Annotated in this window: 14 protein-coding genes and 6 pseudogenes; 7 read left to right on the top strand and 13 right to left on the bottom strand. The window is 35.3% G+C overall.

Going from position 1 to position 18,035, the window contains the following annotated elements:
* Window positions 1–60 precede the first annotated feature (60 nt).
* Complete coding sequence (gene ubiB, locus WG67_RS04025) at window positions 61–1,491, bottom strand: 2-polyprenylphenol 6-hydroxylase (RefSeq protein WP_070356945.1); 1,431 nt, start codon at window positions 1,489–1,491, stop codon at window positions 61–63.
* Entirely contained in the window at window positions 1,488–2,228 is a 741-nt protein-coding gene (locus tag WG67_RS04020; protein ID WP_038199232.1) for a metal ABC transporter ATP-binding protein, read from the bottom strand. Before WG67_RS04020 ends, ubiB begins: the two co-directional genes overlap by 4 nt.
* Here WG67_RS04020 and WG67_RS04015 point away from each other — a divergent pair.
* Window positions 2,220–3,101 (top strand): zinc ABC transporter substrate-binding protein, encoded by an 882-nt coding sequence (locus WG67_RS04015; protein WP_010962934.1) that lies wholly within the window; start codon window positions 2,220–2,222, stop codon window positions 3,099–3,101. The two genes, WG67_RS04020 and WG67_RS04015, sit on opposite strands and share 9 nt — an antisense overlap.
* A gap of 223 nt (window positions 3,102–3,324) precedes the next feature.
* Here the strand turns inward: WG67_RS04015 and WG67_RS04010 are convergent.
* The 6 genes and pseudogenes from WG67_RS04010 to rpmG all read right to left on the bottom strand — a co-directional run.
* Window positions 3,325–3,901 (bottom strand): annotated as a pseudogene (locus WG67_RS04010) (transposase); the annotation flags it as partial.
* Window positions 3,895–4,041 carry a hypothetical protein gene (locus tag WG67_RS06775; protein ID WP_156768669.1) on the bottom strand — a complete coding sequence of 49 codons (147 nt, stop codon included), beginning with the start codon at window positions 4,039–4,041 and terminating at the stop codon, window positions 3,895–3,897. The pseudogene WG67_RS04010 and the gene WG67_RS06775, both read right to left, overlap by 7 nt.
* Window positions 4,038–4,870, bottom strand: a pseudogene (locus WG67_RS06360) (IS5 family transposase). Before WG67_RS06360 ends, WG67_RS06775 begins: the two are co-directional and overlap by 4 nt.
* An 83-nt stretch (window positions 4,871–4,953) precedes the next feature.
* A pseudogene (locus WG67_RS08620) lies at window positions 4,954–5,148 on the bottom strand (IS5 family transposase); the annotation flags it as partial.
* Between the two features lie 308 nt (window positions 5,149–5,456).
* Window positions 5,457–5,732, bottom strand: a complete 276-nt coding sequence (locus WG67_RS03995; protein WP_010082632.1) for a helix-turn-helix domain-containing protein — start codon at window positions 5,730–5,732, stop codon at window positions 5,457–5,459.
* Window positions 5,733–5,757: 25 nt separating this feature from the next.
* Entirely contained in the window at window positions 5,758–5,958 is a 201-nt protein-coding gene (gene rpmG, locus WG67_RS03990; protein WP_010082633.1) for a 50S ribosomal protein L33, read from the bottom strand.
* A 149-nt stretch (window positions 5,959–6,107) separates the two neighbouring features.
* On the opposite strand from rpmG, the gene WG67_RS03985 reads away from it, so the two are divergent.
* The 5 genes and pseudogenes from WG67_RS03985 (at window position 6,108) to murE (ending at window position 13,034) form a co-directional block, all read left to right on the top strand.
* Entirely contained in the window at window positions 6,108–7,871 is a 1,764-nt protein-coding gene (locus WG67_RS03985; protein WP_070356944.1) for an Rne/Rng family ribonuclease, read from the top strand.
* A gap of 86 nt (window positions 7,872–7,957) precedes the next feature.
* Window positions 7,958–9,880, top strand: coding sequence for a molecular chaperone DnaK (dnaK, locus tag WG67_RS03980; protein WP_070356943.1), 1,923 nt, complete (start codon window positions 7,958–7,960; stop codon window positions 9,878–9,880).
* Window positions 9,881–9,959: 79 nt separating this feature from the next.
* Entirely contained in the window at window positions 9,960–10,244 is a 285-nt protein-coding gene (locus WG67_RS03975; RefSeq protein ID WP_010962929.1) for a BolA family protein, read from the top strand.
* A 7-nt stretch (window positions 10,245–10,251) separates the two neighbouring features.
* Window positions 10,252–11,485 (top strand): annotated as a pseudogene (metC, locus tag WG67_RS03970) (cystathionine beta-lyase).
* Window positions 11,460–13,034 carry a UDP-N-acetylmuramoyl-L-alanyl-D-glutamate--2,6-diaminopimelate ligase gene (murE, locus tag WG67_RS03965; RefSeq protein WP_070356941.1) on the top strand — a complete coding sequence of 525 codons (1,575 nt, stop codon included), beginning with the start codon at window positions 11,460–11,462 and terminating at the stop codon, window positions 13,032–13,034. The pseudogene metC and the gene murE overlap by 26 nt, the downstream one beginning before the upstream one ends.
* A 1-nt stretch (window position 13,035) precedes the next feature.
* Here murE and WG67_RS03960 read toward each other — a convergent pair whose 3' ends face one another.
* Both WG67_RS03960 and WG67_RS03955 read right to left on the bottom strand, forming a co-directional pair.
* Entirely contained in the window at window positions 13,036–13,845 is an 810-nt protein-coding gene (locus tag WG67_RS03960; protein WP_070356940.1) for an ankyrin repeat domain-containing protein, read from the bottom strand.
* A gap of 67 nt (window positions 13,846–13,912) precedes the next feature.
* Window positions 13,913–14,380 (bottom strand): annotated as a pseudogene (locus WG67_RS03955) (ComF family protein); the annotation flags it as partial.
* Between the two features lie 58 nt (window positions 14,381–14,438).
* On the opposite strand from WG67_RS03955, the gene WG67_RS06350 reads away from it, so the two are divergent.
* Window positions 14,439–15,271 (top strand): IS5-like element ISWpi1 family transposase gene (locus WG67_RS06350; RefSeq protein WP_094189578.1). Its coding sequence is split into 2 segments (ribosomal slippage): window positions 14,439–14,808 and window positions 14,808–15,271, totalling 834 coding nucleotides; the frame shifts between segments, so codons are not numbered across the junction.
* Between the two features lie 25 nt (window positions 15,272–15,296).
* Here the strand turns inward: WG67_RS06350 and WG67_RS07320 are convergent.
* The 3 genes and pseudogenes from WG67_RS07320 to uvrA all read right to left on the bottom strand — a co-directional run.
* A pseudogene (locus WG67_RS07320) lies at window positions 15,297–15,557 on the bottom strand (double zinc ribbon domain-containing protein); the annotation flags it as partial.
* 227 nt (window positions 15,558–15,784) lie between these two features.
* A complete protein-coding gene (locus WG67_RS03940) occupies window positions 15,785–16,099 on the bottom strand; it encodes a hypothetical protein (RefSeq protein WP_010082388.1) in 315 nt (104 codons plus the stop codon).
* Between the two features lie 54 nt (window positions 16,100–16,153).
* The coding region (gene uvrA, locus WG67_RS03935; RefSeq protein ID WP_458694911.1) for an excinuclease ABC subunit UvrA at window positions 16,154–18,035 on the bottom strand (1,882 nt) is incomplete at its 5' end.

The following is an 18,035-nucleotide window of genomic DNA, read 5'->3' as shown; positions in this document are numbered from 1 at the left end:
TCCTGCAGATTAAAATTAAGTTGAATAAAAATTGGATTTGACGCAGTTTTTTCCCATAGTTTAAGAAATTAAAAGTTTAACGATTAGAATTATAATTACAAACCACAATAAAAAATAGACTTTTCCATTTGATTTATTTTTAATTTGGATGTTTTCTAATTTTTTATCAGCTATTAGGTTTAATTTTTCTATAAGGCTAAATATCCCTTGGATTGTTTTTACAGGATAAGAACTTCTAATTTTTTCCCTATACCCTATTTTATTTTCATGTTGACTGCTTATCCACGCTTCAACTACTTTCCACATATTGATTTCTGAGTAGATCTTTCTACATGTCCCTTCCAGTAAAATCATAGTTTTCTGCAGCAATAACAATTGTGTTTGAACTTTCATATCAAAATCACCAGTTATTTTTAATAGCTGAGCAAGTAAACTAGCAAATGAAATCTTCTGTATAGGCTGCCCAATAATGGGTTCACCTATTGCCCTGCAAGCTGTGACAAAATTTCTATGCTGTGATGAAACATAACCAGCCCTAAAGTGCATTTTTGCAACGTGATCATAATCCCGATTTAAAAAGCCTTTGAGTATCTCTATAACGTAATAGCATGTCTCACGATCTATTCTACCCATGATTCCACAATCCAGGGCAATAATATTGTTATTACTATCAACCATTAGATTTCCGGGATGCATATCAGCATGAAAAAAACAATCCCTGTATACTTGATTGCAAAACGATTCTATAAGATTGATAGCTATTTGCTTACGATTATTCAGTTTTTCAACTTCGTATATTGGCGTTGCTTCTATCCATTCTAATGTTAAAACCTTTTTCGAAGTTCTATTCCAATCTATTTCAGGTACGTAAAAACCTCTGTCATTTTTTGTGTTTTCCTTTAGTTCCGAAGAGTGAGCAGCTTCAAAACGTAGATCTAACTCTAATCGGCAAATTTCAGCAAAAGTTTTGACTAATTCAATTGGCCTCAGCCTTTTTGATTGTTCGCTAAATTTTTCTGCAATTTCTGCAAGCCAAGAAAGCATTTTTATATCCCTTGAGAATGTTTTCTCAATATTTGGCCTTAAAACCTTCACAGCAACTTCCTTACCCTCAGTTGTAACCGCTCTATGCACCTGAGAAATCGATGCTGCTGCAATTGGCTTTTCAGAAAAGCTTGAAAAAATGTCGCTCAATTTACAATTAAACTCACTTTCTATAGTTTTAACTGCTATTTTATGTGAAAATGATGGCAATCTATCACATATCAATAACAAGTTATTTGTTATATCCTCATTTAAAACATCAGTACGTGATGAGATAGACTGCCCAAACTTAATGAACACCGGACCTAATTTTTCAAGAGCACACTTTAGCTTGTGGCCTTGTATTTTATTTATTGATTTTTTTGATGGTGGAAGTAAATAAGGTAATATATTGTAACGCGTCAGCACCGTAGTTATGTGCAGAAGACGCAAAATATTTTGAATCATTTCGCTGCGTAACTGCTAAATATTTCATTTAGGGTCCTATTTTTCATAATCTCATCAGGCTTGCCTTGGCAATAGATAGTATTATTTATACAAATTATGTAATCTGAGGATGGTAGAGCAGAGTTAAGATCATGAGAAGTCATAAGAATCGATACCAATCGTTTTTTTGCTATTTTATTTATAATATCATAAAATTTAGCCCGCGCGTTAATATCCATCGCACTAACTGGTTCATCTAGAATGATCAAGTCAGGCTCTGCAATTAAACAACGTGCAAGCAGTAATAATTGTGTTTGCCCTGCAGAAATTTCTAACACTTGATTTTTCAAAATGTTACCGATACCAGCCAACTCTATCGTTTCTGTAATAATGGATTGATTTTTCTTTAGTCTTTTCAAGGAGCTATTTAAAAGAAAATATTCAACTGTTATTGGCATCAAATTACTAATACTAAAATTTTGCGGCATGTAGCTAATTTTTGTGTTCTCAGCTAACACAATATTTCCAGTATAATTTTTATTTATACCAGCAATTGCTTTCACTAAAGAGGTTTTACCTCCACCATTTGGACCAAGTATTGTAATTATGTCTCCTCTTTCCATGAACATATTGATATTGTCAAGGATTCTTTTACCATCATATGCGAGAGCAAGATTTTCTATTTTTAGAACACGATTATTGACATTATTCAATTTATTGACAAAATTTAACTTCTTCTCAACGTTTATATGAGACATTTACTGGCTTTTTTTCTATTACTTTCACTTACACTATACTATAATATTGCCTTTTCATCCAATTTAAAAGTTGTAGCTACAATCAAACCTATCCACTCACTTGTAGCTTCTGTTACAGAAGGGATTTTAGAACCGGAATTGCTTGGCTATGCAACATCTGCACATAATTATATATTAAAGCCATCTGATGCGAGTAATTTAGAATCAAGTGACGTTATATTTTATGTTGACGATAACTTAGAGACGTTTGTTCAAACTTTCGCCAAAAATAATAAAGAACTAGTGCAATTGTCAAAGGCAATCAACCTACTTCCTACTCGGCCACATTCATTTTCTAGAAAAATCACTCACATTCAAGATGAAAAAGATTTACACATGTGGCTGAGTCCCGAAAATGCAAAGAGCATGATACTTTCTATAAGTGCAACATTGTCTGACATAGATAAAGGAAATTCCCATCGATACAGTTCTAATGCAACAAAAGCTATAAAAAAAATAGACCAAGAAGTAAAAGAAATCATGAAAGAACTGAATGATTTTAAAAATCAAAAATACATCGTTACTCATGATGCTTATCAATATTTTGAAAAATACTTCGGTCTAAATCATCCAAGCGCTATTCTTTCCATAGAAGAGGATTCTTACATAGGTATGAAGAGTTTAATGAAGCTAAAAAAGATAATGAAGGAAGAAAACGTTAAATGTATATTTGCTCATTCACAGGAAGATAGCATAAAGCCTAACGCCCTTTCTAATGACGCAAAAATGGTAGTTCTTGATCCTATTGGATCAGACATAGAGCCTGGAAAAGATGCATATCTAGCTATAATCAATAGCATTGCACAAAATTTTAAGTCTTGTTTTGTTGAGTAATAAGTTCCCTTTTAGCTTACTGTTTTATTGTTCTACAAATCAAGAAGAAGTGAGTTTACAACAAATGGTGTCATTCCAGTCTGGAATCCAGCTTTTTCATAATCATCAAAACGTTGTATTTAACATAAAATGGCTGCTTTTATGCTTACTAACTTAATAAAATTCCTGGATCCCAGTGGGCTTTGTTGCATCACACTTTATGAGATGGTGATTTATGGTAAATTCATGTAACTATCTCAAATTTAGCCATACCAATATCAGTGAATTTATTAAGCAAATAGCATTTAGTTCTTTTTCTCGATTTATCTCAGATTTATTCCTAAAACTAAATCCGAATATTTGCTTTAATCTTGAGAAAAACCCTTCAATATAAGATCTTTTCCCATAATTTACTTCTTTTTTCCATTCTTTCATGCCATCTTCACCGTATAATTTTATTAACCTAATAGCAGCATTCCTGTCAGACATATAATCTATTTCTGGATGTTCTGCCGCATTGTTTATTGGTGGAATTTTTGTCTTTATATCATATTCGTTACACAACTTATAAAACTTGTGCCTATCACATGCTCTATCTGCATATAGTGCTTTTATGGCATGCTGAAAATCAACTTCTTTTAGCAAATCACAAGCTCCATAGTGATCAGCCGTTACTGTATTTTACAGCTATGGCTTTTTTGTTGTTTATATTCAACATTACGTGCAATTTTCTCGTTTGCTCATAGCCACGATATTTTCTGTCAGTGCTATTTTCCTTGCTGTGTGTTGTTGTATATACTAATTCCTGTACTTTCTATAGCATTTTTTTTCTGAAATCATCGAGCAAAATCTGTAACTCTACTTCATTTTTGGCTTCTGCAATTTTCTTCTTGGTAATGTCTTCCAACTCTTCACATTTAATTATTTCTTTTAGAGGTTGTCCGGAAACTAGTAAATTCAAGCATATTCCCTCTTTAACATAACCCTACTCATAGCTAGGTATATGAAATTCTCAGTGGATGTTGTGAGTAAATCATACTCCTTCGATAGCCTTCTATTCCTATTAACCCAAGCAAAAGTCCTTTCTACAACCCATCTTCTTGGCTGTACTTTAAACCCTTGTTCTCTTGTTGGTAGTAGCTCAGGTGGCGTATCTTTGTGCACCCAAAATCTACATGGAGGCCTTTTAACAATTTCAATATCTATGTCATATTCTTCCTTTATGTGATTCTTTAAATTTCTTCCTTGGTATCCCATGTCAGCCCACATTTTTTTAACTTTAGTATATTTTGTTCTCATATTGTTTAATGCTATTTTAATACCATCTCTATCATTTTCGTTAGCAGCGCCTACGTAACAACCTAGTATAAAACCCTGAGTGTCTGTAATTATATGCCTTTTTCTACCCTTTACTTTTTTACTTCCATCATAGCCTTTGATCCCCCCTTTTCTGTAGTCTTTACAGATTGACTATCTACTATACAGGCACTCGGCTGCTCATTCCTTCCTATTTTTCTTCTACTATATTTTGTAATTTCATAATTCATTTTCTCAAAAATTCCCTGCTTCTTCCATTGCCTGAACTGCTCATACACAGTCTTCCATAGCGGAAAATCATTTGGTAAATACCGCCATTGACACCCTGTACGCAATACATAGAAAATTGCTTCTAATATTTCTCTTTTGCTATACTTTGGCGGCCTTCCTCCTTTCTTGTATGATACTCTGAAGTGTTTTTCTATTCTTGCCCATTCCCTTTCGCTTAGATCTGTTGGATACTTTTTTCTCATCTTTACCCCGTACTAAAATTTCAGATATTATAGCCTTTTACTTGTTTCCGGACAACCTCTCAACCACTCTGGTTTAATTATACCACTTGAAAGCGGCAGAGGGTTATATGCACCAAAATCACAACTTTATCACTATAAATATAGTTGCCGCCCTGCATTTTTGGACAATTCTCGTACCAATTTTCTATGGCGTCATTGATATAACAAAAAATGCTTCCTCTTTCTTGGAGAAATTTGTTATATTCATGGCACNNACTGACTCTCATTTTTTGTGGCATATTTTTTCTTCAACAGTTAAATGGCTATTTATAATGAATTTTGTCAGTAACTGCCAGTTCTTTTCGCTTGAGCGATGCAACAAAGCCATCCCAGTGTCAAGCACTGGGATGACATCGTAGGGGTGCTGGCCTGATAACCGTCATCCCGCTACTTGTTAGCGGGATCTAGAGATACCGCGAATGAATCGCGGTATGACGGTTCGCGGCGGCATGACGATAAGGTTTATACCTTGTCATCCCAGTGCTTGACACCGAGATTGATTTATCTTGTCTACCTTATTTTGCCACTCCGCTGAACGGATACCATATTATGCAGGTTTAGAATTATGCTTTATTCTTACGTTTATGTCTTGGCCCAATACAATCAATAAGTTAAGCAAGTATTCTAAGGAGAACCCTTCGATTTTTGACCTATTGATTTGAGATACTTTAGGTTGATCAATCTTTAGAGCGTTTGCTGCTTTTTTCTGTGTTGTGTACTTCTTACTTATTAATTGTGCAATGACCTTTATTAATTTCAGTTTTGTATCTTTCACATCCCCCAACTCTACTATTATAGGATAACTTAATTGTAAATTTTGCATAATAATAAAATTCCTTATAAAAAAATTACTTTAGTTTTTCTTCTTTAAATAACACATGCCTTCTGACTACTGGGTCATACTTCCTAAACTCCAGTTTTTTGGTGAGCTTTTTTGGATTACGCTTTTTTACATAAAAATAGCCAGTTGATTTTTCTTCACCAGTTTTTGTTATCTTGATTGCAGTGCTGACTAACTTAACGAGCAAAGAAGCATTTTTTTTCGCCATACTTATAATGATATAATAAATTCTATGCGAGTTTATTACGCAAAATACTAAAAGTCAATCGAATAATGCAGATTGCAAAATCCTTGACAATCAACAGTGCATTAAGTAGCATAAAGTTAACTTCAGAATAAAAAGCAAACGGTAAATAAGTGACAAATAGTGGTAAAAGGGTATTATTGATAGAAAATTCTATCTGTTCTAATGAGGTAAGAGTTGCCTTGTCAATTAATAACAAGGTTGTAGAATTTGAACAAGAATTCAAGGAAAAAAATCAATTAAGGGGTAATATCTACGTTGCTTATATAAAGCGTATAGAGCCTTCTTTGCGAGCCGTATTTATTGAATATGGGAAAAATAAGCAAGGTTTTTTGTCTTTTTCCGAGATATCTCTAGATTACTTCAACATTCCAGAAAAAGAAAAGGAAACTATCTTTGAGGGCTACTCAAATGACGATTGTATAGAAGAAGCCTCAGCAAATGTTTCTTCAGATTCTGCAGCTAGTAAGAATGTCAACGGATCAGGTAGTGGTTTTGTAAGAGAGGTACCTTTATATAAAAAATACAAATTACAAGATGTTATTTCAGTAAATCAAAAAGTATTGGTCCAGCTAACTAAAGAGGAACGAGGCAATAAAGGAGCTTCATTTACAACATACATAACTTTAGTGGGTAGATACTGTGTTTTCATGCCAAATTCCATGAGCAAAGGTGGAGTGTCCCGCAGAATTGAAGATGCTAATGTCAGAAAGCAGTTAAAGGAGATACTGAGTTCAATAAACTTGCCAAAAAGATCAGGTTTAATAGTAAGAACTGTTGGTTCAGGAAAAAATAAGAAAGAAATTGAGCAGGATTACAATTACTTATCCTCATTATGGCAGAGCATTCAAAAAAATGCCTTCTCTGTAAACGTTCCATCATTAATTTACAATGAAGCAGATGTAATTATGAGATCTGTTCGTGATTTTTGTAGCGATGGTATAGAAGTTATAGTGTCTGGAAAGGAAGCTTTTGAGGCAGTTAGGCAATATGCTAACAATGCACTAAAAGGTAGTAAGTTGCGCTATAGATTGTATAGAGGTTATGCTCCGATCTTTACTTACTACGGAATCGAAGATCAAATTTCTGAGTTATATAGCAATAGAGTAGAATTGCCATCTGGTGGGTCTTTGATAATAACTTTAACTGAGGCGTTTGTTTCAATAGACGTAAATTCAGGAAAGATGACAGGAGAAGATAGCATAGAAGAAACAGCTTATAGAACCAACATGGAAGCAGTACCTGAAATATCAAGACAGGTGAATCTTAGGGGCCTATCAGGATTAATAGTAGTCGATTTTATTGATATGTTGAAATATCAGTATTGCAGAGCTGTTGAGTCTGCTATAAAGCAAGCGTTTAAAGATGATAAAGCTAAAGTTCAATTTAGCTACATAAATGACTTTGGTTTAATGGTATTTTCAAGGCAAAGAATTAAACCAAACATACAAGAAATTAATACTACAGAGTGTTTACACTGCAAAGGTACTGGAAGAGTAAAATCAAACGAAGTAATTGTTTCATCAATACTAAGGGATTTACAACATATTGCTAACAAGAATCGAAATAAGTCTTTTGATTTAGTAGCACACAGTGCAGTTATAGCGCACATTTTTAATAACAAACGCAATACAGTTTCTACAATCGAAAAAGAGTTTAATATTACATTGAACGTTAGTATTGATAACAGTTTAGATGTAAATACATTTGTTTTAAAACAAGGTGATGATGTTAATTTAAACGGTTATAAGCCATTACAGAACTCTGGATACCAAATTGGGGATAGCAGCAATGAAGAAGCTGATAATTCAAATAAACTACGAGGCAATTTTTGGCTGACTAAGTGGCTTTCGCGCCTTTTAAGTTCTAATAACTAATTAGAAACCTAAATTGGGCTTGTAATTAATGAGCCCTATACTTATATATTCTTATATCAGATAATATTTACAATGGGGTACTCATTATGGGAAGAGCAATAGGCATAGATCTCGGAACAACAAATTCTTGTGTTGCAATAATGCAGGGCAAGGATACAAAGGTAATAGAAAATAAAGAAGGGGCAAGAACTACTCCATCTATAGTTGCATTGACTTCTTCAGGAGAAAGGTTGATTGGTGCTCCAGCAAAAAGGCAAGCAACCACCAATGCAAGTAATACCTTTTTTGCTACTAAGAGATTAATAGGCCGTCAATATAGTGATCCTGAGATGAAAAATCTAAGTGTACCATACAAAGTATTTGCAGCAAAAAGTGGTGATGCATGGGTTAAAACAACTGATAATAAAGAATATTCTCCTAGTCAAATTGGTGCATTTATACTACAAAACATGAAAGAGGCAGCAGAAGCTTATCTTGGAGAGGAAGTAAAAGATGCTGTGATAACAGTGCCAGCATACTTCAACGACTCTCAACGTCAAGCAACAAAAGATGCAGGAAAAATTGCCGGATTAAATGTACTCAGAATAGTAAATGAACCGACTGCTGCAGCACTTGCTTATGGTCTTGATAAGAAACATGGGCACACAATAGTAGTATATGACCTTGGTGGTGGTACATTTGACGTTTCAATACTTGAAATAGGTGATGGAGTTTTCGAAGTGAAAGCAACAAACGGTGATACCCATCTTGGAGGTGAAGACTTTGATAATGGAGTAGTGAGTTATTTACTAGATGAATTCAAGAAAAGTAATGGCATTGATTTGAAAAATGATCCAATGGCTATGCAAAGAATCAAAGAAGCTGCTGAAAAAGCGAAAATTGAATTATCAAGTGCAATGGAAACGGAAATAAATCTACCGTTTATTACAGCTGATGCAAGTGGTCCAAAACACTTAAATATGAAATTAACGAGAGCAAAACTTGAAAGCTTAGTGAATGATTTAATCGAAAGAACTATGGCTCCTTGTAAAAAAGCTCTTGAGGATGCTGGTTTATCTGCTAGTCAAATTGGCGAAGTGGTTCTTATTGGTGGCATGACTCGTATGCCAAAAGTCATAGAGAAAGTTAAAGAATTCTTTGGCAAAGATCCACATAGAGGAGTTAACCCTGATGAAGTTGTAGCAATTGGAGCTGCAATACAGGCGGGGATCATTCAAGGTGATGTAAGAGATGTGTTACTACTTGATGTGACCCCACTTTCTCTTGGTATTGAAACTCTAGGAGGAGTATTCACTCCACTTATTGAGCGTAATACTACAATTCCTACTAAAAAATCTCAGGTGTTTTCAACTGCAGAAGATAACCAAACAGCTGTTACAATTAAGGTGCATCAGGGTGAAAGAAAACTGGCAGTTGATAATAAGCTACTCGGTCAGTTTAGTTTGGAAGGGATACCTCCTGCTCCGCGCGGAAGGCCACAAATTGAAGTGACATTTGATATAGATGCAAATGGAATAGCACACGTTTCTGCAAAAGATAAAGCTACTGGAAAAGAGCAAAAAATACGCATTCAATCTTCAGGTGGTTTATCTGATAATGAAATAAATCGCATGGTAAAAGAAGCTGAAGAAAAAGCGCAAGAAGATGAAAAGCGCAAAAAGTTTATTGAAGTGAAGAATCAAGCGGATAGCTTAGTCCATTCTACAGAAAAGTCTCTGACAGAGTATGGTGATAAAGTTTCACCAGAAGATAGATCTGCTATTGAAAATGCAGTTAACGAATTAAAAGAAGTTAGTAAATCTGATAACATTGATGACGCTGATTCAATACAGCAGAAAGTTACTAATCTTTCTCAATTATCTATGAAACTTGGAGAAGCTATGTATCAAACATCTCAACAAAATAGTGCTGAAAATGGCTTTTCATCAGAAGGAAATCCAAATGATAAAGAGGAAAAAGTAGTAGATTCTGATTATCAAGACATAGATAATAAAGAAGAGAATAAATAATTGTGATCACTTTTCCTGTCATCCGAGTAGCTGACACTGAGATGACAGGAGGAGCATATTGTTGCTTAAAGAAACCATTATGGACATTATTAAGGCAATAGAAGAAAAGATACGCGATTCGATAGATGTAATTGATATCAACATTATCGATGAATCAGCAAAGCATGCTGATCATTATTTTGCTTCATCTTCAACATTACCTTCGCACATTAAATTAATATTAATATCTGACGGCTTTATTGGAATGAGCGTTCTAAAAAGACACAAGTTGATTTATGAGTTATTGAAGGGTGAGATAGAGCTAATACATGCAATTTCTCTTCACTTGTATACGCAAGATGAGTACAATTTAAAAAATAAATAATAAAAATGTGAAGGAAGAGTCTATATTAGTTAAAGCAGGAAGACAATTTAATGACTATAAAGGTTCCATGAACCCGCCAGTTTATCATTCTTCTACCATATTATTCCCTACTTACAAGGACTACTTAAATGCAGCAAATGGAGAAAGTATATACGATGTAATCAACGATGGTGTTGCAAGGGATTATAGCTACAGTAATGTTGGTACTCCTACTGTTCATTATCTTTCAAATGCACTGGCTGAAATTGAAGGGAGTGGACAAGCGCTTATTTATCCTTCCGGACTATTTGCACTTACTTTTGCTATTCTAACTTTCGCTAAAGCAGGCTCGCACGTTTTAATTCAAGATAATAGTTATTATAGGCTTAGGAGGTTTGCAGAAAATGAGCTACCAAAAAGAGGAACAGAAGTAACTTTTTATGATCCAACACAGGATATAACTGATTTAATTCAGAGTAATACTTCATTGATAATGATCGAGACTCCTGGTTCTGTAACGTTTGAGATTTCGAATATAGAGCATATAGTAAAAGTTGCTAAGGAACATAAAATTGTGACCGTTTGTGACAATTCATGGGCCACTCCTTTGTTATTTAAGCCGCTTGATTATGGAGTTGATGTTGCACTATATGCGGTGACAAAGTATCTAGCCGGTCACTCAGATTTAGTGATGGGGGCTATTATTGCTGAAGGTGAAATTTTTAAATTGCTTTATGAGAGCTATAAAAATTATGGGGTAACCATTCAATCGCACGACTGCTACCTTGCACATAGGGGACTTAGAACATTGTACACACGTATGAAAAGGCACCAAAATACAGCAATGGAAGTGGCAAAGTGGCTAGAAAAACATTCAAAAATCAAAAAAGTTTTGTATCCAGCACTTCCCTCCCATCCTCAACACGAATTATGGAAAAGTTACTTCAAAGGAGCAAGCGGCACATTCAGTATAGCACTAGATAGAGAATATTCATGTGAAGAACTAAGCTGCATGGTTGATCACATGAAAATTTTTGGTATCGGTGCTTCTTGGGGAGGATGCGACAGTTTGATATTACCAATAGATCGTAGATCTATGTCAAGATCTGTAATGAATTCAGATTATGGTGGAAGTTTTATACGGATATTTTGTGGACTGGAAGATCCTGAAGATTTAATCTCTGATTTAAATGCTGCACTAGCAAGGTTGCCATGTTTGAACACTAAAACTGGCAGATGAAACTGAGAGAATTACTGCATAACATTATTGATGTTAACTTTGATATTGAAATCAAGGGCGTTACATGTAATCCCAATAGAGTAAAGGAAGGTTATCTTTTTGTTTGTGTGTCTGCGGTGTCATTCCAGCGCGTGACGCTGGAATCTAGAAAACCAGCATGTATCCAGATTTTTCCTACTGAATCCCAGTATCACGCACACGACTGTGTAGACGTTGTCATACAAGGAACCAAAAAAGATGTCATCCCAGTGCTTGACTACTTGGATCCAGAAAATTTAATTGCAAATGAACACACTAAGCAATTGCATAATAAAAACTGGATTCCAGTGTCAGCTACTTGCATGACAAATACTCCGAGTTTTGCAGTGCTTGACCACCCAAACCCTCAAGAAATATACAGAGAAATAGTCAGCAGGTTTTATCAATTCAAACAGCCCAAATATGTTGCTGCTGTAACTGGTACAAATGGTAAAACTTCAGTAGTAGAATTTTGCCGCCAGATCTGGCAAAACTCTGGCTATAATGCTGCGTCTATTGGAACACTTGGAACATGCATCAATAATGACAGAGAAGATAATAGCGATAATCTTACCACTCCAGGCGCAGATGACCTTTATTCCACATTATGTGGTATAAATAGTAAGAACGTAGAACAATTAGCATTAGAGGCTTCAAGCCATGGAATTGACCAATACAGAATTCATGGACTTAGGTTCACTGCTGCAGCTTTTACTAATTTCTCGCAAGATCATTTGGACTATCATAAGAGTATCGATGAGTATTTTGAGGCTAAGAAAAGGTTATTTTATGAGGTACTACCAGAGGGAGAAACAGTAATTTTAAATGCGGATATAAATGAGTACCATGCATTGCTTAAAATAGCTGAAAAACGCAGCAACAAAGTTATCACCTATGGAAAAACAGGTTCTGATATTACTTTATTAGAGCAAACACCAACCCCTAATGGTCAATACCTTACAATTAAAATTGGCGATGAAATTTATAACATGTTTTTTCCAGTTTTGGGGCAATTTCAAGCATATAATCTGTTGTGTGCAATTGGTATAGTTACCTCGTCTGGACTGAATTACAGAGAAATATCTATAGGTAAACTCGTTTCTCCACCAGGAAGAATGGAAAAAGTTAAACCTTTTGCATTCGTGGATTACGCACACACTCCAAGTGCGCTTAAACAAGCCCTGTTGTCTTTAAAATGGCACTTCAACAAAAAAATAGTCCTAGTTTTTGGATGCGGTGGCAATCGTGATCGGAAGAAGCGTTCAGAAATGGGTAAAATAGCACAAATGTATGCAGACAAAGTAATAATCACAGATGACAATCCGCGTGATGAAGATCCTGCAAAAATTCGCCACGATATTTTGCTATATTGTCCTAGTGCACTGGAGATAGGGGACAGGAAAGAAGCCATAGAAAAAGGCATAGATATTGCCTATAACGAGGGTATGATTCTGCTGGTTGCAGGAAAAGGACATGAGAAATTTCAAATCATAGGGAATCAAACCTTTGAGTTTAGTGATGTTGAGGTTATTAAAAGTAAAGTTTTATCTTGACCTATATACTCTGACCAATTTCCTGTACAGAGCTCTCTGTTCCTTCCATTTTAGTGTTAGGTTTTGACATTACGTACGCAATGCAAACAGATACTAATGCAATGGATACAGATATACCAATAGTTACTAGTATAGGTAATTCAACAATGTATCCAATACCCGCCACTATCAATGCAGTTGCAATACCACCTACAGCAATCATTTTTGCTTGCCTTTTTTTCTTACATTCCATTTCTCTCTTATGTTTTTCTTCTTCTGCTTTCTTTAAGACAGCAATCACCTCTTTGTCTGTAGCAAACATACTGGAAATGGAATTATTATTATCTAGTGCTAAAAGACTAGCTCCTTTATTTAACAGGCACCTCACTGCATTTATATGATTATTAGTAGCAGCAAAATGCAGCGGTGTTGAGCCAAGTTTAGAACATGAGTGAATACGTACTCCTTGCTCCAGTAGTAATTCTATTATTTCCGTATTACCGCTGCTAGCGGCACAATGCAGAGCAGTGTGTCCACCACCATCGCGTGTACTAACCTCTGCACCTTTCCCCAGTAGACGTCTTACTGTTTTTACTAAGCCTTTATGAGCAGCAATGTTTAACGCAGTAGTATAATACCTAGAAGCATGGGTAATCTCTTGCCGTATTTCAAATAAATGATCTATGTGAAAATTAAGTCTTTTCCACTGATTGTATGTATCTTGGTTACATGCGAGCAGCTTTTGCTTAATTTCTTCAATTATGTCACTTTCTTTTGATTCTTGCTCTATTTCTTGGAATATAGCATCAATTTCTTGCTCTTTTATACTCATACGCTCCCCAACAACTATTCAACTATAAATTATAATTTTATGGATATAGTAAAAGCAAGTCAAGATTTTATGTAATAGCCTCACAATCATTCACCGTTCTTGCAAGTGATAGCACTCTCACTTCTTTTGCACCGGAGTTTAAAATTTCCTGAGAGCAAGATCTTACAGTTGCTCCGGTTGTTACCACATCATCAACTAATATCACGATTTTATTTTCGATAATTTTCTTGTTGCTTGTTTTAAAAGCCTTCTTTAAATTTTTTTCACGCTGTTTAAGTGAAAGACCAGCTTGAGGCGTAGTATGGCGAAGGCGTTTTATTGCAAATGGCGTATAGGATAAATTGGACAACTTACTCAATTCTTTTGCAAGCAGTGCTGCTTGATTATATTTACGTTTAAACAAGCGCATTTTATGTAACGGTATAGGGATTATGATCTCTGCGTTCTGAAATGTATCCTGATTAGCTTGGTGTATCCACTTTGCATAGATTTTTACGTAATTCAAATTATCAAAAAATTTGAAATTTATAATCAGAGGTTGTCCGGAAACAAGTAAAAGGCTATAATATCTGAAATTTTAGTACGGGGTAAAGATGAGAAAAAAGTATCCAACAGATCTAAGCGAAAGGGAATGGGCAAGAATAGAAAAACACTTCAGAGTATCATACAAGAAAGGAGGAAGGCCGCCAAAGTATAGCAAAAGAGAAATATTAGAAGCAATTTTCTATGTATTGCGTACAGGGTGTCAATGGCGGTATTTACCAAATGATTTTCCGCTATGGAAGACTGTGTATGAGCAGTTCAGGCAATGGAAGAAGCAGGGAATTTTTGAGAAAATGAATTATGAAATTACAAAATATAGTAGAAGAAAAATAGGAAGGAATGAGCAGCCGAGTGCCTGTATAGTAGATAGTCAATCTGTAAAGACTACAGAAAAGGGGGGATCAAAGGCTATGATGGAAGTAAAAAAGTAAAGGGTAGAAAAAGGCATATAATTACAGACACTCAGGGTTTTATACTAGGTTGTTACGTAGGCGCTGCTAACGAAAATGATAGAGATGGTATTAAAATAGCATTAAACAATATGAGAACAAAATATACTAAAGTTAAAAAAATGTGGGCTGACATGGGATACCAAGGAAGAAATTTAAAGAATCACATAAAGGAAGAATATGACATAGATATTGAAATTGTTAAAAGGCCTCCATGTAGATTTTGGGTGCACAAAGATACGCCACCTGAGCTACTACCAACAAGAGAACAAGGGTTTAAAGTACAGCCAAGAAGATGGGTTGTAGAAAGGACTTTTGCTTGGGTTAATAGGAATAGAAGGCTATCGAAGGAGTATGATTTACTCACAACATCCACTGAGAATTTCATATACCTAGCTATGAGTAGGGTTATGTTAAAGAGGGAATATGCTTGAATTTACTAGTTTCCGGACAACCTCTCATGTTTCTACTATGTTGATCATAAGCAAAAACTGATCTTAATACTTTAAACGGTGGAGGATTGATGATGCACTTACCACACGTATAAATATTGTCTGAGATTACTACGCCACAAACATTGCAGTAATGCTTAGTTAGAAAATTGATTTTTTTGTTGCATTCACTACACAGATTAAGATTTTCATCAATGATACATTCGCAACTTACGCATACGCTTGGAAATATGAGATTTGTAGCTTTTTTTAGTAAGAGAAGGTTCACAACTCATTAAATATATTATAAAATAATTTATATAGTATAGCTAAAGTAACTTAAGCTTACACTCTTTCACTTTTTATTCCATTTCAATATAGTTCAAACTGAGCCACTGCTGGGTGCTGTAGCTAGTGCAAGTCAGGTTTTCCTACGTCATACCGCCGCGGTATCTCTAGATCCCGCTAACAAGCAGCGGGATGACGAATTTGTCGTTTATCAAATCGTCGGTAAACCTAAGTCACTTTAGTTATAGTATCAAACATAAAGGTTGCAATATTATGTTGGCTGCTAAAATAGCACCAAGTGCACACAATGAATACACTTTCTCTGCCCTGTGACCCACGTTTATCATTATCTTGATAATACTTGTTATAATTGTCTTTACTCTCAACTCCACAAATTACATCTTTCACAGGTCCTAGCACATTATCAACGTAACGTACAGATTTATAGAAACTATTTTCTGGAACTAGTGTGTTATCTTCTGCTTTCTTAGCAGGTACAACTCCATATTCAACGTACCTTCTAAAGTATCGATATACTGACATTCTTATCTCCAAATCATAAATATGCAACCTAGCCTAATATAATTAAGAAATAGTTTATAATAAATACGTTTTAAGATACCTGCCTGTAACACTTTCTGGAATTTTTACCACTTCTTCTGGAGTTCCAGTAGCAATCACTTCTCCGCCTTTTATTCCGCCCTCTGGTCCGATGTCTATTATATAATCTGCAGTTTTTATAACGTGCAAATTGTGCTCGATAACTATAACAGTGTTTCCCAGATTGACTAATCTATGGAGTATTTTTAGTAAGTTATTTATATCTTCAAAGTGTAATCCAGTTGTTGGCTCATCAAGAATATACAATGTTCTTCCGGTAAATCGTTTTGATAGCTCTTTGGACAGCTTTATTCGTTGTGCTTCACCCCCAGACAACGTTGTTGACGACTGTCCGAGTTTTATATAGCCAAGCCCTACTTCCTGCAAAGAAACCAACTTTTCTTTTACCATTGGAAGGTTTTCAAAAAAATCACAAGCCTGATCTATCGTCATATCAAGCACATCAGAGATTGATTTTTCTTTATAAGTAACTTCCAATGTTTCCCGATTATACCTTCGCCCTTTACATTGCTCACACTTCACATAAACGTCCGGTAGAAAATGCATCTCTATCTTTAAGTGCCCATCACCTTTACAAGCCTCACACCTTCCCCCTCTGGTATTAAATGAAAACCGGCCTATATTATATCCCCTTGCTTTTGACTCCGAAAGACCTGCAAACCAATTTCTTATATGAGTGAACATACCAACATATGTTGCTGGATTTGACGCAGGGGTTCTACCAATTGGCGACTGATCAACTTCTATAACTTTATCTATATATTCAAGGCCTTCTATTCTATCACACTGACCATACCTTGCAGACGAATGATGTATCTTATGTGCTGAATATTTATATAACGTTTCTATGACTAAACTTGATTTTCCCCCTCCTGATATTCCAGTAACACAAATAAGATTCCCTATAGGAAATTTAACGTTTACATTTTTTAAGTTATTTTCACATGCATTTATTACTTTTATGAACTGAGTTGCTTGCTTTCTTCTCCTTGGAATTAAAATTTTTTTCTCTCCACTCAAATATTGCCCTGTTATGCTCCCTGAATTTCTTTGCACCTGGTCTGGTGTTCCTTCTGCAACAACTTTTCCACCATTTACGCCAGCTCCAGGACCAATATCAATCGCATAATCAGCAGCCATTATTGTATCTTCATCATGCTCAACAACGATTACAGTGTTACCCATGTCTCTTAAGTTTTTTAGTGTGGCAATTAACCGATCATTATCACATTGATGAAGGCCAATCGAGGGTTCATCAAGAACATATAAAACCCCCGTTAATCCTGAGCCAATTTGCGAAGCAAGTCTGATCCTCTGACTCTCACCGCCAGAGAGAGTGCTAGATTCTCGATCAAGCGTTAGGTAATTCAACCCTACATTCTTTAAAAATGTTAGCCTCTTGATTATTTCACTTAGTATTTTATTTGAGATTTGCTTCTGTTGTTCTGTGAGCTTGTCTGGCAAATTTTCAAACCACTTAAGGGATTCATCGATACTAAGCCCTGATATTTCACCTATATGTTTGCTATCAATTTTTACTGTAAGCGCTTCTTTTCTCAATCTATAGCCAGTGCATTCTCTGCAGTGAGTGACAGAGCAATATCGCTCAACAAGTGTTTCATCATAATCCATCTGGTTCTCCAAGATACTGATCAAACCTTGAAATTTATTAGAGCCAAAGAGTATCATATCTTTTACTTCTTGATCTATGTTCTTCCACGGAATATCAAGGTTAAATTTGTAGTTTTCAGCCAGTGATAGAATTGCACTTTTTAGAAATGTGTGCACTTGGCGGAACATTGATCCCACTGGCTTTAAAGCCCCCTCAGATATTGAAAGAGTTTCATCCGGTACTATT

The sequence above is a fragment of the Wolbachia endosymbiont of Drosophila incompta genome, assembly GCF_001758565.1.
GTDB lineage: Bacteria > Pseudomonadota > Alphaproteobacteria > Rickettsiales > Anaplasmataceae > Wolbachia > Wolbachia pipientis.
Note: the sequence above shows the minus strand (reverse complement) of the source record. Positions and strands in the feature narration are given on the sequence as shown.

Excerpts from the sequence above, each read along its gene's own strand:
- ubiB (WP_070356945.1), bottom strand. The coding sequence starts at position 1,491 with ATGATTCAAAATATTTTGCGTCTTCTGCACATAACTACGGTGCTGACG.
- WG67_RS04015 (WP_010962934.1), top strand. The coding sequence starts at position 2,220 with ATGAGACATTTACTGGCTTTTTTTCTATTACTTTCACTTACACTATAC.
- WG67_RS04020 (WP_038199232.1), bottom strand. The coding sequence starts at position 2,228 with ATGTCTCATATAAACGTTGAGAAGAAGTTAAATTTTGTCAATAAATTG.
- WG67_RS03995 (WP_010082632.1), bottom strand. The coding sequence starts at position 5,732 with ATGCAAAATTTACAATTAAGTTATCCTATAATAGTAGAGTTGGGGGAT.
- rpmG (WP_010082633.1), bottom strand. The coding sequence starts at position 5,958 with ATGGCGAAAAAAAATGCTTCTTTGCTCGTTAAGTTAGTCAGCACTGCA.
- dnaK (WP_070356943.1), top strand. The coding sequence starts at position 7,958 with ATGGGAAGAGCAATAGGCATAGATCTCGGAACAACAAATTCTTGTGTT.
- WG67_RS03975 (WP_010962929.1), top strand. The coding sequence starts at position 9,960 with ATGGACATTATTAAGGCAATAGAAGAAAAGATACGCGATTCGATAGAT.
- murE (WP_070356941.1), top strand. The coding sequence starts at position 11,460 with ATGAAACTGAGAGAATTACTGCATAACATTATTGATGTTAACTTTGAT.
- WG67_RS03960 (WP_070356940.1), bottom strand. The coding sequence starts at position 13,845 with ATGAGTATAAAAGAGCAAGAAATTGATGCTATATTCCAAGAAATAGAG.
- WG67_RS03940 (WP_010082388.1), bottom strand. The coding sequence starts at position 16,099 with ATGTCAGTATATCGATACTTTAGAAGGTACGTTGAATATGGAGTTGTA.